Here is a 12,812-nt window from a genome sequence, read left to right as displayed (position 1 = left end):
CAACCGCTTCATCTCCGACGGCATCAGGCCCGCATACTTCTTACGCCAGTTATAGAACGTCGCGTCCGAAATCCCGGCTTTCCGACAGACCTCTGCGATCGGCACGCCACTCTCAGCCTGCTTCAAAACGAACGCGATCTGCGCCTCGGTGAACTTCGATGCCTTCATGGAACTCTCCTCGTCCCGATCCCGGGATCATAAGTGGAAAATTCCAGTTCGGACTGGCCGAGTTTTCGGGGAGCACGTCACAGCCTGGGCGGAGGACGCCTATTGGTCGGTCGGCGAGCCTGTCTCAATCCAATGGACCGTCAACCCGGATGGACGCAGCTTCAGCCTGGCCAGTATGAACAGCAACGCGTGGAAGGGGAAGCCTTTCAGCGATCTGTTCGCGGTCATCTACGACTGAACGACCATCACGCTCCAAGCCCAACTCAACTGGATCACAAGAGGCCCAGCATGCGCATGCCCTTCATCCTCGCGGCCTGCCTGGCGGCGTCCACCGCCACGGCGCAAACACCGCGCATCAAATGGCGCCAGATGGACTTTCCTGTAGCAACCCAAGTCAAGGTTCATCTGGACGGCACGGAACATCGGCTGGGCAATCTCAAGCCGTTTTACGACTACGTGAAGGCGTCCGGTTGGTCCTGCACGTTCGACAATGCCGGCGGTCCTCGATCAGGCCCTTCGACGCTGCGCTGCCACGGCAAAATGCTGCCCCAGCCGAATGAGTTCCTTGTTGAGTACCTTCCGGAAATCAACGAGCTCAATTTCGTAGAAGAGACCGGGGGGCTGCTTATCGAGATTTACGGTGAGTATAATTATTCTCGATAGCCATTAGAGGCTCTCCACGAAACCCCTTCGCTGGCTCGACGGCGGGTCACAGGAGTGGTACACACGATCGAAATTCGCGGCTCTCAAGCCATTGATTTTGCTGAATTCTCTGGAAAATTTGGACAATCCCTCCCTGTCCGCCACTTCCCCTATCTTAATCTTACGCCGATTTGCTTCGCTCAGGCTCCGATGGAGCGGCCTGAGCGGCCGGTGACGTCAGACCTTTGGCGGCAGCGATCCGCGATCGAAGACGGGGACTGTGTCGGCCTGGCCTTCGGGGCGTTGACCCGTCGGAATATCCTCGGCCGCGTGACGTACCGCCTCTTCGGATTCCGTCAGGCCGTCGGCCGTATCGTTGGCATCGCTGCCTTCGTCGTGAACATTGGTCTGCGGGCTGGTCTGATGGCTCGCCGCGGCGCCCTCTGCTTCGGCGATGCGACGCCCGTCGTCCTCGACGAGCAGCGTGGGGTTTTCGCGGGTCCTATCCATGTGAGATCTCCCTGGATGGGTGACTGCCCCGGCTCAGTGCGCGGGTACGTTGCTGGCCGGCGTGCCGGATTCGGCGCCGTGCTCGTGCTCCCATGCACGAACCGCGGCGACGAGACCCGCGGCCTCGATCGTTTCTGGCGTGCCGGCCGGCAGGACGCTGGCGGCGCGGATTTTTGCCAGCGCTTCCTGATATTCGTCCTCGCTGGCGATCACGACGAGAGGCACGTCCTGCGGAAGTTCCATGTTTCGTTTCCTTGGCGGGTTTGCTTCGACAACGCGCGTCGCACCCGCAATGTTTCATCGGCGAGCTTTGGCCATGCCCGCGGCGCGGGCGGCCATTCTTGACATCGCCGCATGCGCGCCGTCATGCTGATGGCGTTCCCAGGGGGGCCTCGCTAGGAGGCTGAGATTCCGCCGGTTCGGGCCAAATCCGGACGACGCGGTGACCCTCCGAACCTGATCCGGTTCATACCGGCGTAGGGATGCGGGACATCGGGCGGGCAGCTGCCCCTTTTCCAAACTCGCGCCGAAGGCCGGATTCTCAGGCCCCGTGCAAGGCATGTCGCCGGACCATGGGTGCCTTTCGGGAAGGCGTGGCTGGACGTGACGGAAGCTGAGATCATAGAGGCCTTGTTGGCCTTCATCGACCGCGACGCGGCGAGCGAGGCGGATTTCGAGCGCGTGGCGCTCGACGTCTTCGCCTACCAGTTCGCCCACAACCAGCCCTATCGGCGCTTCGCCATCCAGCGTGGGCGCACCACGCTGACCGTCCGCGACTGGCGCGACATTCCCGCCGTGCCGATCACCGCCTTCAAGGATCTGACGCTGAGCTGCAGCCAGACCGAGAGGGCAGAGCGCGTCTTCATGACGAGCGGCACGACGCAAGGGGGCGTCCGGGGCTGCAGCTATCACCCGACGCTTTCCGTCTACGACCGCTCGATGCTGGTGAATTTCCGCGCGCGCTTGATGAAAGGGCTGGAGCGGATCGAGATGGGCATCCTCTTCCCCGACGAGGAGGCGATGCCGAACTCGTCTCTGGCGCATTATCTGGCGCTGGCGAAGCGGGAGTGCGGAACAGCGGCCAGCGAAGGCTTCATCGGGGCGGATGGTCTCGACCTGGCCCGGCTGATCGCGGCGCTGGAGCGGGCGCAGGCCTCGGGGCAGCCCTATGCGCTGCTCGGCGCGAGCTACAGCTTCGTGCATCTGCTCGATGCGCTGGCGGCGGAAGGGCGGCGCTTTGCCCTGCCCGAGGGAAGCCGCATCCTCGATACCGGCGGATTCAAGGGGCAGTCGCGCGAGATGGGCGCCGATGCGTTCTATGATGCGCTCTCGGACGCGCTCGGCGTGCCGCGCAGCGCCTGCATCAACATGTACGGCATGACCGAGCTCAGCACGCAGTTCTACGATGACGGCAATGCGACCTGCCCGCCGGTGAAGTCCGGGCCGCACTGGATCCGCAGCCGGGTCGTCGATCCCGTGAGCGGGCGGGACCTGCCCGAGGGTTCGACGGGTGTGCTGGTGCATCACGACCTCGCTCATTTCAACTGCGTCTCGGCGATCCTGACCGAGGATGCCGGCATCATGGTCGAAGGCGGCTTCAGGCTGCTCGGCCGCGTTGACGGGGCGGATTCCAGGGGCTGTTCGCTCGCCGTCGCCGAGTTCCTGAAGGCGGCGCGGGGTTAGCCGTGACCGAGTTCGCCGGGCATCTGCCGGGATTGTCGACCGAGGAGGTCGAATGGCGCGTGCTCGACTTTGCCGCCTGGGGCGAGAGCGCGCAGGTCTCCGTGCCGGTGCTCAGCGAGGCGCAGAGCCTCGCGCTGGCCGTCCGTGTTCGGGAGAATGCGCGGGCGTATCTGAAGACGCTCTCCGTCGCGCAGATCGTCGCCACAATCGACAAGGCCGTGGCGCGGCTGCTCGACCGCGACGACCCCTGGCGGCGCAAGGCGGAAGCTGTGCTGCCAATCGTGACCGGATATGATGCCGAGACGGTGCGGCTCGGACTTTCCGGCTATCTCAGGACCTTTCGCGCACCGCAATTGCAGCGCTTCCTCGCCGAGGATTTCGCCAATCCGGGCCTGCTCGACGCTTTCCAGCCGGCGATGAAGGGCGGCTTCACGCGGGCCTATGGGCCGGAGCTGCTGCTGCATATATGGGCCGGCAATGTGCCCGGCCTGCCGCTGTGGAGCCTGATCTCGGGGCTGCTGGTCAAGGCGGGCACGATCGGCAAGGTCGCGAGCGCCGAGCCGCTGCTGGCGGGCTGGTTCGCGAAAGTCCTGGCCGAGATCGACCCGAAGCTTGGCGAGTGCATGGCCATCGTCTGGTGGAAGGGCGGCGATGCGCAGAGCGAGCAGGTCTGGCTGAACGAGGCGGACACGGTCGTTGCGTTCGGCGGAAATGCAGCGCTGGCGGCGATCCGGGATCGCGCGCCGGTGACCGCGCGCTTCTTAGCCCATGGTTACAAGATCGGCTTCGGGCTGGTCTCAGGCGACGCGCTCGACACACGCCGGGCCGGGCCGCTCGCGCGGCTCGTCGCCCATGATGTGATCCGTTACGAGCAGCAGGGTTGCTACGCGCCGCAGATGCTGTTCGTCGAACGCGGCGGCAAGGTTTCACCGCGCGATTTCGCCGAGCAGGTCTCGCGCGAGCTGGCGGGCTTCGCGCGCCGGCATCCGCGCCGGGCGCTGTCGGTGGCGGAGGCCGCCGGCGTCGCCTCCTGGCGGAATGCCGAGGAGATGCGCGCCTTCGACGGGGAGGGCCGGGTCGTGCTCGGCGATGCCGCCGATCCCTGGAGCGTCGTTCTGGTCGAAGAGGCCGAGCCGCTGGCGCCGAGCGGGCTGAACCGCACACTCAAGATCGTTGCCGTCGACAGGCTGGACGATGTCATTCCGTTGATCGTGCCGTTCCGGGCCTTCCTGCAGAGCGCGGCGGTTGCGGCTGCACCCGAGGAATTGTTCCGGATCGCGGCCTTGCTGGGCGAGGCCGGCGTGACGCGGATCTCGGCCTTCGGGCGGATGACCGCGCCCGAAGCCGGCTGGCACAATGACGGGCGCTTCAACCTGCTCGACCTCGTGACGATCACCGAGATCGAGCAATCGGCCGAACTCGCCGCCGAAGGTTTCGCTGATTATGTCGATTGAGCCGGCAAAGGATAGCTTTGTCGCAATCGAGCGGGCGAGTTTCCGCTATGGCGCGGAGCCGGTCATCGTCGACCGCGTCGTCTGGGCGATCCCGCGCGGCGCCTTTCATTGCCTGGTCGGCCGCAGCGGCAGCGGCAAGACCACACTGCTGAAGCTGGCGGCCGGGCTGATTGCGCCGGACCAGGGCAGCGTCCGGATCGATGGCGCGGCACTGACGGGGCCGGGTGCGCGCATCGGATTCGTCTTCCAGCAGCCGACGCTGCTCGATTGGCTCAGCGTCATCGACAATGTGCTCCTGCCGGTGTCGCTGAAGCGCCGGCCGACTGCGCAGGATCGCGACAAGGCCCGGGCCCTGCTCGAACGGGTCGGGCTCGGCGTCTATGGAGAGCGCCATCCGGGACAGCTTTCGGGCGGGCAGCAGAGCCGGGTCGCGGTGGCCCGCGCGCTGATTACGGAACCGGATCTGCTGCTGCTCGACGAGCCCTTCGCGGCGCTCGATGCGCTGACGCGGGAGGAGCTTCAGGATGATCTGCTGGCGCTCTGTGCGCTGCATGCGACGACCGTGCTCTTCGTCACTCATGACATCACCGAGGCCGTCTATCTCGCCGACCGGGTCGCGATCATGGCGGTGGGCCGGCTGCATCACGATCTTTCCATCGACTTGCCGCGCCCGCGCCGGCGCGAGATGCGCTACGCCCAGCCGTTCAACGCGCTTTGCCGGGAGTTACGGCAGGCGATGGACGCAGCGCCATGATGGCCCGCCTCGCCTCGGCCCTCTTGCTGCTTGCCCTGCTCGCCGCATGGGAAGCCTGGTGCCGGCTCGGCGGCGTGCCGGCGCTGATCGTACCGGCGCCGTCCGCTGTCTTCGCGACTTTGTGGAGCGAGATCGTGACCGGGCGTCTTTGGCCGCATCTGCGGATCACCGCCACCGAGATGGCGCTGGGTCTGGCGCTCGGCTGCGCCGTGGGGCTCGGAACCGGCTTCCTGCTGGCTGAGGCCAGCTTCCTGCGCCGGCTGCTGCACCCCTATATCGTCGCCAGCCAGGTCGTGCCCAAGCTCGCGCTCGGGCCGCTCTTCATCGTCTGGTTCGGCTTCGGCATGACGCCGACGGTGGTGATCACCGCGCTGATCTGCTTCTTCCCGCTGATGGAGAACACGCTGACGGGGCTCGCCCAGGTCGATCCGTCCAGGCGCGAACTCTTCCGCATGCTCGGCGCCAGCCGGCTCCAGACGCTGCTGCGGCTGAAGCTGCCGAGCGCCCTGCCGGTCATCCTCGCCGGGCTTCGCGTCGCGGTCGTATTGGCGCTGGTCGGGGCCGTCGTCGGTGAGTTCATTGGCGGCCGGGCCGGGCTCGGCGCCTCGATCATCGCCGCCCAGAGCGTGATGGATTCGAGCCTGATGTTTGCGCTCTTCATCGTGATCACGCTGCTCGGCATGGTCTTCTACCAGGCCGCGCTCCTGGCCGAGCGGCTGCTGCTGCGCCACCATCTGAAAGGATAGGCCGATGTCTTCGATTTGCCGGTTCAGCCCCATGAGCCCTCATCCTGAGGAGGCCCGCAGGGCCGTCTCGAAGGATGCTTTAGGAGGCTCCCGCACCATCTGGAGCATCCTTCGAGACGCCGCTTCGCGGCTCCTCAGGATGAGGGCTTGGGGGATAGCGACCGCTTTCATGGCGATGTTCATCGGCGCGTCTGCCCAAGCCCAGACCCTCGACAAGGTCACCGTCGCGGGCTGGAGCCAGCCGATCAGCGAGATCACCAATCTGCTGGCCGAGCCCGACAAGGGCTTCTTCAAGGCCAAGGGCATCGATCTCGGCTATGTGCCGGGCACCGGCGGGGGCTCGGCGATCCAGACCATGCTGACCGGCCAGGCCGACATCGCCTTCACCGATCCGGCCGCGCTCTATCTCGCGCTCGACAAGGGCGAGAAGCTCGTCGCGATCTACAATATCTATCCGCAGAATGTCTTCAACGTCGTCGCGCCCAAGGCCAACGGCATCAGGGGCCCGGCCGATCTCAAGGGCAAGCGCATCGGCGTCTACAGCCTGTCGAGCGGTACGCGGCAAAACCTGCAGGTGCTGCTGCATCAGGTCGGCCTCACCGAGAAGGATGCGACCATCGAGGTCACCGGGCTGCTCAACTTCGCTCCGCTGATCCAGGGCCAGGTCGATGCCACAGCCGCAACCGATACCGGGCTGCTGGTGGCGAAGTCGAAGGGGCTGGCCGATTTCGACGTCATCGAGGTGAAGGACCATCTCAACCTGCCGAGCGACATCTTCGTCGTGACGCAGGCGACCTATGAGGCGAAGAAGCCGCTGCTAAAGCGCTTCCTCGAAGCCTATCGCGACAGCGCCGCCTGGATGATCGCCAAGCCCGAGGAAGCCGCCAAGGTCGCGGTAACACGGGCGATCAACGGCCGCGACGAGACGCTCAATCTCGAGATCATCAAATTGCGCAACATCTCGACGGTGTCGCCGACGACGGCCGCTAAGGGTCTCGGCCATTTCGATCCGGAGCTGATGCAGAAGGGCGCCGATACCTTCCACACGCTGGGGCTGATCGTGAAGCCGATCGATATCGCGCAGGTCGTGAAGTCGGATTTGATCCCTTGAGGCAATGCCGATGAAATTCCGCGACAAAACCATCCTCGTCACGGGGGCGAGCCGGGGCATCGGCGCCGCGCTCGCAAAAGCATTCGCCGCCGAGGGTGGGCTGGTGATCGTGAATTACCGGCGCAGTGAGGCGGCGGCGCAGGCGGTCGTCGAGGCTTGCCGGGCGGCGGGTGGCAATGCGCTGGCGATCGCGGCCGACGTTACCGTGCCCGACGAGGTCGAGGCGATGGTGGCGCGCATCGGCGAGGAGGCTGGGCGGATCGACGCCGTCGTCAACAACGCCTTTGCGCCTTATGTCTTCGACCCCGACGACCGGGCGCGGTTCTGGGAGACGCCGTGGTCGGCCTATCAGGCGCAAATCGATGGCGCGTTGAAAGCAACCTATCATGTCTGCCAGGCCGTGCTGCCCTTGATGCGGCAGCGGGGCAGGGGGGCGATCGTCAACATGGCGAGCGACCTCGTGGCGCGCCCGAGCATCGCCTATCACGACTACACCACCGCCAAGGCCGCGCTGATCGGCTTCAGCCGCAATCTGGCGACGGAACTCGGACCGCTCGGTATCCGGGTCAATTGCGTCGCGCCCGGCCTGGTTTATCCGACCGACGCCAGCAGAGGGACGCGCGAGGCGGTGAAGGACATGCTGATCGCGCAGACGCCGCTCGGCCGGATCGCGACGCCGGAGGATGTGGCCGGCCCGGTGCTGTTCCTGGCCTCCGACTGGAGCGGCTTCGTCACCGGCCAGACGCTGCATGTCGATGGCGGGCTGGTGATGGCTTAAGGCTTTGAGCTTGCGCATCGCGGATCGCGCGCCAGATCCGGGCGGGGGTGGCCGGCATGTCGAGATGGGTGACGCCGAGCGGGCGCAGCGCGTCGAGCACGGCGTTCATCACCGTCTGCGGCGCGCCGATGCAGCCGGCCTGGCCGGAGCCCTTGACGCCGAGCGGGTTGGCCTTGGTCGGCACCTCGACCATGGCGAGGTCGAAGAATGGCAGGTCGTCGGCGCGAGGCATGGCGTAGTCCATGAAGGTCGCGCTGAGCAACTGCCCGGAATCGGGATCGTAGACCGCCTCCTCCAGCAGCGCCTGGCCGATGCCCTGCGCCAGCCCGCCATGAACCTGGCTTTCGGTCAGCAATGGATTGACCAGCGTGCCGTAATCGTCGACCGCGACATAGCGCTCCAGTGAGATGGCGCCCGTCTCCGGGTCGATCTCGACCTCGGCGACCTGCGCTCCGTTTGGAAAGGTGATGATGTCGCAGACATTGTCGCCATGGCTTTCCAGCCCTGTGCCGGTGCTGTCGAGCACATGCCTTGCCACGGCGAACAGGTCGATCTCGCGCTGCAGTCCGTCCGGCCCAGCCGCGGCATGGAAGCCGCCGTTCTCGAAGGTGAGTTCGTCTGCGCCCACCTGCAGCAACTGCGCCGCGATCGGCTTTGCCTTGGCGATCAGGTCGTCGGCCGCCATCACCAGCGCTGTGCCGCCGAGGTGGAGCGAGCGGGCGCCGCCATGGCCGCCGCCGCGCGGGACGCGGGTCGTGTCGGCCTGGACGAGATTGAACGTCTCGACCGGCAGACCGAGCTTGGCCGACGCGACCTGGGCGAAGGAGGTCTCGTGGCCCTGGCCGTTGGACTGCGTGCCGACCGCCATGTCGATGGTGCCGTCATCGCGCATGCGCAGCCAGGCTTCCTCATTGGGCTGGCCGCGCGAGGTTTCCAGGAAGCAGCCGATGCCGAAGCCGCGCAGCTTGCCGCGCTTCTTCGCCGCGCGCTTACGGGCGGGAAAGCCCGCCCGGTCTGCGGCCAGCAGCACTTGGTCGAGATTTTCGCCAAAGGTGCCGCAGTCGATCGTGGTGCCGAAGGCGGAGCGGTGAGGGAATCTGCGGATGAAGTTGCGCTGGCGCAACTCGGCCGGGTCGATGCGGAGCTTATGGGCCGCCTTTTCGATCAGGCGTTCGATCAGGTAGTTCGCCTCGGGCTTGCCGGCGCCGCGATAGGCATCGATCGGGGCGGTGTTGGTGACGACGCCGCGCACATCCATCGTCATCGCCGGAATGTCGTAGAGCCCGCCCATGGCGGCAGCGGGCGCATTGGTCGAGCTTCCCGGCCCCAGCGAGGAGACATAGGCACCGAGATTGCCGATCGTCTCGACTGCGAGCGCGAGAAAGCGCCCCTTCCGGTCGAGCGCGAGTTTCGCCGTGCTGACATTGTCGCGACTGTGAATACCGCCGGTGAAATCCTCGATGCGCTCGGCGCTCCAGCGCACCGGCCGGCCGAGCTTGCGCGCGGCCCAGAGCACCAGCGCATGTTCGGGATAGGTGACGTTCTTCATGCCGAAGCCGCCGCCGACATCGGGGCAGGAGACCTGGACCTTGTCGAGCGGCAGGCCGAAGACGCCCTCCGCCAGCTCGCGGCGGATGGCGTGGACCGAGGCGCCGCTGATTTCGAGATGATAGACGCCGGTTTCCGGATCGAAATGCCCGACCGCGATGCGCGGTTCGAGCGCGGCGGCGACGATGCGGTTGTTGACGAGGTCGCAGGTGACGACATGCGCCGCCTCGGCGAAAGCCTTCGCGACCGCGGCCGCATCGCCGCGATGGAACCGGTAGGAGAGATTGCCCGGCGCCTCCGGCCAGATCTGCGCGGCATCCGGCTCTGGCGCGCTGCGCAGATCGGTGACCGAAGGCAGGATGTCATAATCGACGACGATATGCTCGCAGGCCTCGCGTGCCAGCGCCGCGCTGTCGGCGACGACGAAGGCGACGGGATCGCCGACATGCCGGACCCGCCCGTTCGCCAGCGGCAGGCGCGGCGGCACGATCAGCGGCTCGACGGTCGCCACCACGATATAGGAGGGCAGAGGCCCGAGCCCGTCGAGATCGGCTGAGGTGTAGACGCCGCGCACGCCGGGCAAGGCTGCGGCGTTAGCTGTGTCGATCGAGACGATCGTGGCATGGGCGTGGGGCGAGCGCAGCACGGCGGCGAAGAGTTCGCCCGTCACCAGCCGGTCGTCGAGATAGTCGCCCTGCCCCGTGAGGAAGCGCCGGTCCTCGCGGCGACGCAGGGAGCGTGGGTCGTCGGGAGCTGGCGTCATGCGACGAGAATCCAAAGCAGCAACGCCGTCATTCATATCGATTCACTCTCGCCCGAGGGCCGCGTGATGCCGTTGCCGATGCAAGCGCCGGTGAAGCCGCCTTGCGGGCAGTCTGCGGTGCATAGCGCATGCCGATGGCGGCAGGCAGCGCGGGCTCGAGACACATCGCTGCGACGGCCTGTCGTCACCGGCGCAGCCGCTATCCCGTGAACTGCCATGGATTGAGGATGGTCAAGCCGATGTCTGCGAAATCGGCCACATTGCGGGTGGCGATGGCGGCACCGCGCGACAGCGCTATCGCTGCGATCTGGGCATCGAACTGGCTGATCGGTCGGCCGGCCTGTCGGCGAGCGGCGGCGATGCCTGCATAGATATCGGCGGCCTGTGGGTCGAAGGACAGGACGCGATCTTCGAAATCCTCGGCGAATATCGGCCGGATCGCCGCTTCAAGGTCGGTTCGGCGCTTTCCGTCCGGGAGAAGGCGGAGCCCATAAAGAATCTCCGCCTGCGTAATCGCCGTCGTGAAGATCGATGCCGGCGGCTGTGCGGCCAGCCATGCCTCGACCGACGCGTTCGGCGCCGGTGTCAGCATTTCGGATATCACATTGGTGTCGAGAACGATCATCCGCCGAAATCGACGGGTTCACGGATGGGCTCGCGAGGCGGCAGGTCCAGCTTCACGCCGCCGGTCTGCGAGATGCGCGCGCGGATCGTCGCGGCCAGATTGCGCGAGGGGCGCTTTTCGGTCGAGAGCGCCGCGCGCAGAATGTCGCGGGCCTCGTCTTCCATGGAGCGACCATGCGAGGCCGCACGCATCCGCAGGCGTGTCTTCAACTGGTCATCGATATTGCGGATCGTCATGCTCGCCATCGCCGCGCTCCGTCATCATTGATGGCAAATTAAGCAGTGATTGCATTCGAGGCAAGCGAAGGCTCCACCTGCCCGCTTCGCGTCATATTCAGGCCTGGCCTGCGAGATAGCAGGCGAGGCCGGCGGTCGAGGAATCATGCGTATCCGCGGGCGCCTTGCCCTCGATCACCGGGAGCAGGGCGGTGGCGAGCTCCTTGCCGAGCTCGACGCCCCATTGGTCGAAGGCGTTGATGCCCCAGATAGCCGCCTCGACGAAGACGCGGTGCTCGTAGAGCGCGATGATGCGGCCGAGCGTGAAGGGGTCGAGATTGCGATAGGCGATCGTCACCGAGGGACGGTTCCCGGGGAAGACCTTGTGGGGGGCGAGCGCTTCGATCGCATTGGGCGCCATGCCCTGTTTGGCGAGGATTTCGCGCGCCTCCTCCAGTGTGCGGCCCTTCATCAGGGCCTCGCTTTGGGCAAGGCAGTTGGCCAGCAGTAGCCGGTGATGCTGTGTCAGTTCCGGCTCATGACCCTGCGCCGCGACGAGGAACTCGCAAGGGATGGTGTCGGTGCCCTGATGAATGAGTTGGTAGAAGGCGTGCTGGCCGTTGGTGCCGGGCTCGCCCCAGACCAGCGGGCCGGTCGGCCGCGTCACCGGAGAGCCGTCCTTGCGGACGCGCTTGCCGTTCGATTCCATGTCGAGCTGCTGCAGATAGGCCGGCAGGCGCAGCAGGCGCTGATCATAGGGCAGGACGGCGCGGGCACCGTGGCCGCAGACATCGCGATGCCAGATGCCGACGAGACCGAGCAGAACGGGCAGGTTCTTGGCTAGCGGCGCGGTGCGGAAATGCTCATCCATCGCATGGGCCCCGGCGAGGAAGGCGCGGAAATGCTCCGCGCCGATCGCGATCATCACCGGCAGGCCGATCGCCGACCAGACCGAATAGCGCCCGCCGACCCAGTCCCAGAAGCCGAAGATGCGGTCCGACGCGATGCCGAAGGCGCCGACCTTGTCGAGTGCGGTCGAGACCGCGGCGAAATGGCTGCCGACCGCCGCCTCGCCGAGCGCAGCCGCGATCCAGCGCCGCGCGGTCGCGGCATTGGTCATGGTCTCGACGGTGGTGAAGGTTTTTGAGGCGACGATCACCAAAGTGCGTGCCGGATCGAGCTTCGCCAGCGTGTCGGCGATATGGGCGCCGTCGACATTGGAGACGTAGTGCAGCCGGGGGCCGTCATGATAGGGCGCCAGCGCCAGCGTCGCCATGACCGGGCCGAGATCGGAGCCGCCGATGCCGATATTGATGACGTCGGTGAAGGGGGCGCCGTCGGACGCGGGAATCGTGCCGCTGCGGACGCCCTCGGCGAAGGCTGAGAGCCTGTCCAGCGTGGCATGGATTTCGGGCATCACATCGGCGCCATCGACCATGACGCGACTGCCGGCGGGTGCGCGGAGTGCAGTGTGGAGCACGGCGCGGTTCTCGGTTGTGTTGATCGCCTCGCCCGCGAACATGGCGTCGCGCTTGCCGGCGATATCGGCGGCTTGTGCCAGCTTGAGCAGCAGCGCCAGCGTCTCGGCTGTAACGGCGGTCTTGGAATAGTCGAGCAGCAGATCGTCGAGCGTCGCCGAAAACGTGCTGAAGCGCGCGGCATCGTCAGCGAAGAGACTGCGCAGATTGCGCGCCTTCGTCGCAGCGCGGTGGTCGGCGAGCTGCGCCCAAATCTCATCCTGCACGATGAAGCTCCGTTCGATGCGATGGGCCGCTGGCGCAGCCGCTGCGGCAACCCGTCGGGCGGACGCCGGTT

General features: G+C 66.3%; 15 protein-coding genes and 1 riboswitch. Of the genes, 8 read left to right on the top strand and 7 right to left on the bottom strand.

What is annotated here, in order from left to right:
* Positions 1-168, bottom strand: a 168-nt coding sequence (locus AC1DYU_RS25695) for a transposase (protein ID WP_476793798.1), incomplete at its 3' end; no start/stop codon positions are given.
* Between AC1DYU_RS25695 and AC1DYU_RS25690 the strand changes: the two genes are divergently transcribed.
* Positions 167-406 carry a hypothetical protein gene (locus AC1DYU_RS25690; RefSeq protein ID WP_476794093.1) on the top strand — a complete coding sequence of 80 codons (240 nt, stop codon included), beginning with the start codon at positions 167-169 and terminating at the stop codon, positions 404-406. The genes AC1DYU_RS25695 and AC1DYU_RS25690 overlap by 2 nt on opposite strands.
* 50 nt (positions 407-456) lie before the next feature.
* The gene (locus tag AC1DYU_RS25685; RefSeq protein ID WP_476794092.1) at positions 457-831 is read left to right on the top strand and encodes a hypothetical protein; all 375 of its coding nucleotides are present in this window, start codon (positions 457-459) and stop codon (positions 829-831) included.
* Positions 832-1,047: 216 nt separating this feature from the next.
* On the opposite strand, the gene AC1DYU_RS25680 is transcribed toward AC1DYU_RS25685, so the two are convergent.
* Both AC1DYU_RS25680 and AC1DYU_RS25675 read right to left on the bottom strand, forming a co-directional pair.
* Positions 1,048-1,320, bottom strand: a complete 273-nt coding sequence (locus AC1DYU_RS25680) for a hypothetical protein (protein ID WP_476794091.1) — start codon at positions 1,318-1,320, stop codon at positions 1,048-1,050.
* Between the two features lie 33 nt (positions 1,321-1,353).
* Positions 1,354-1,563 (bottom strand): hypothetical protein, encoded by a 210-nt coding sequence (locus tag AC1DYU_RS25675; protein WP_476794090.1) that lies wholly within the window; start codon positions 1,561-1,563, stop codon positions 1,354-1,356.
* Between the two features lie 130 nt (positions 1,564-1,693).
* A riboswitch (TPP riboswitch) is annotated at positions 1,694-1,821 on the top strand.
* A 132-nt stretch (positions 1,822-1,953) separates the two neighbouring features.
* Here AC1DYU_RS25675 and AC1DYU_RS25670 point away from each other — a divergent pair.
* The 6 genes from AC1DYU_RS25670 to AC1DYU_RS25645 all read left to right on the top strand — a co-directional run bounded on the left by AC1DYU_RS25670 (position 1,954) and on the right by AC1DYU_RS25645 (position 7,846).
* Entirely contained in the window at positions 1,954-3,003 is a 1,050-nt protein-coding gene (locus AC1DYU_RS25670; protein WP_476794089.1) for a LuxE/PaaK family acyltransferase, read from the top strand.
* Between the two features lie 2 nt (positions 3,004-3,005).
* The gene (locus AC1DYU_RS25665; protein ID WP_476794088.1) at positions 3,006-4,457 is read left to right on the top strand and encodes an acyl-CoA reductase; all 1,452 of its coding nucleotides are present in this window, start codon (positions 3,006-3,008) and stop codon (positions 4,455-4,457) included.
* Positions 4,447-5,211 carry an ABC transporter ATP-binding protein gene (locus AC1DYU_RS25660; RefSeq protein WP_476794087.1) on the top strand — a complete coding sequence of 255 codons (765 nt, stop codon included), beginning with the start codon at positions 4,447-4,449 and terminating at the stop codon, positions 5,209-5,211. Before AC1DYU_RS25665 ends, AC1DYU_RS25660 begins: the two co-directional genes overlap by 11 nt.
* A complete protein-coding gene (locus AC1DYU_RS25655; RefSeq protein WP_476794086.1) occupies positions 5,208-5,957 on the top strand; it encodes an ABC transporter permease in 750 nt (249 codons plus the stop codon). The genes AC1DYU_RS25660 and AC1DYU_RS25655 overlap by 4 nt, the downstream gene beginning before the upstream one ends.
* Before the next feature lie 169 nt (positions 5,958-6,126).
* A complete protein-coding gene (locus AC1DYU_RS25650) occupies positions 6,127-7,068 on the top strand; it encodes an ABC transporter substrate-binding protein (RefSeq protein WP_476794085.1) in 942 nt (313 codons plus the stop codon).
* Positions 7,069-7,078: 10 nt separating this feature from the next.
* Entirely contained in the window at positions 7,079-7,846 is a 768-nt protein-coding gene (locus AC1DYU_RS25645) for an SDR family oxidoreductase (RefSeq protein ID WP_476794084.1), read from the top strand.
* Here the strand turns inward: AC1DYU_RS25645 and AC1DYU_RS25640 are convergent.
* The 4 genes from AC1DYU_RS25640 to pgi all read right to left on the bottom strand — a co-directional run bounded on the left by AC1DYU_RS25640 (position 7,800) and on the right by pgi (position 12,759).
* On the bottom strand, positions 7,800-10,157 hold the full coding sequence (locus tag AC1DYU_RS25640) for a xanthine dehydrogenase family protein molybdopterin-binding subunit (protein WP_476794083.1): 2,358 nt from the start codon (positions 10,155-10,157) through the stop codon (positions 7,800-7,802). The two genes, AC1DYU_RS25645 and AC1DYU_RS25640, sit on opposite strands and share 47 nt — an antisense overlap.
* Before the next feature lie 199 nt (positions 10,158-10,356).
* Complete coding sequence (locus tag AC1DYU_RS25635) at positions 10,357-10,782, bottom strand: PIN domain-containing protein (RefSeq protein WP_476794082.1); 426 nt, start codon at positions 10,780-10,782, stop codon at positions 10,357-10,359.
* Positions 10,779-11,027 carry a FitA-like ribbon-helix-helix domain-containing protein gene (locus tag AC1DYU_RS25630; protein ID WP_476794081.1) on the bottom strand — a complete coding sequence of 83 codons (249 nt, stop codon included), beginning with the start codon at positions 11,025-11,027 and terminating at the stop codon, positions 10,779-10,781. The genes AC1DYU_RS25635 and AC1DYU_RS25630 overlap by 4 nt, the downstream gene beginning before the upstream one ends.
* An 88-nt stretch (positions 11,028-11,115) precedes the next feature.
* On the bottom strand, positions 11,116-12,759 hold the full coding sequence (gene pgi / locus AC1DYU_RS25625; RefSeq protein WP_476794096.1) for a glucose-6-phosphate isomerase: 1,644 nt from the start codon (positions 12,757-12,759) through the stop codon (positions 11,116-11,118).
* Positions 12,760-12,812 lie beyond the last annotated feature (53 nt).

It is taken from the genome of Allobosea sp. P2_B12 (assembly GCF_056404835.1).
Note: the sequence above shows the minus strand (reverse complement) of the source record. Positions and strands in the feature narration are given on the sequence as shown.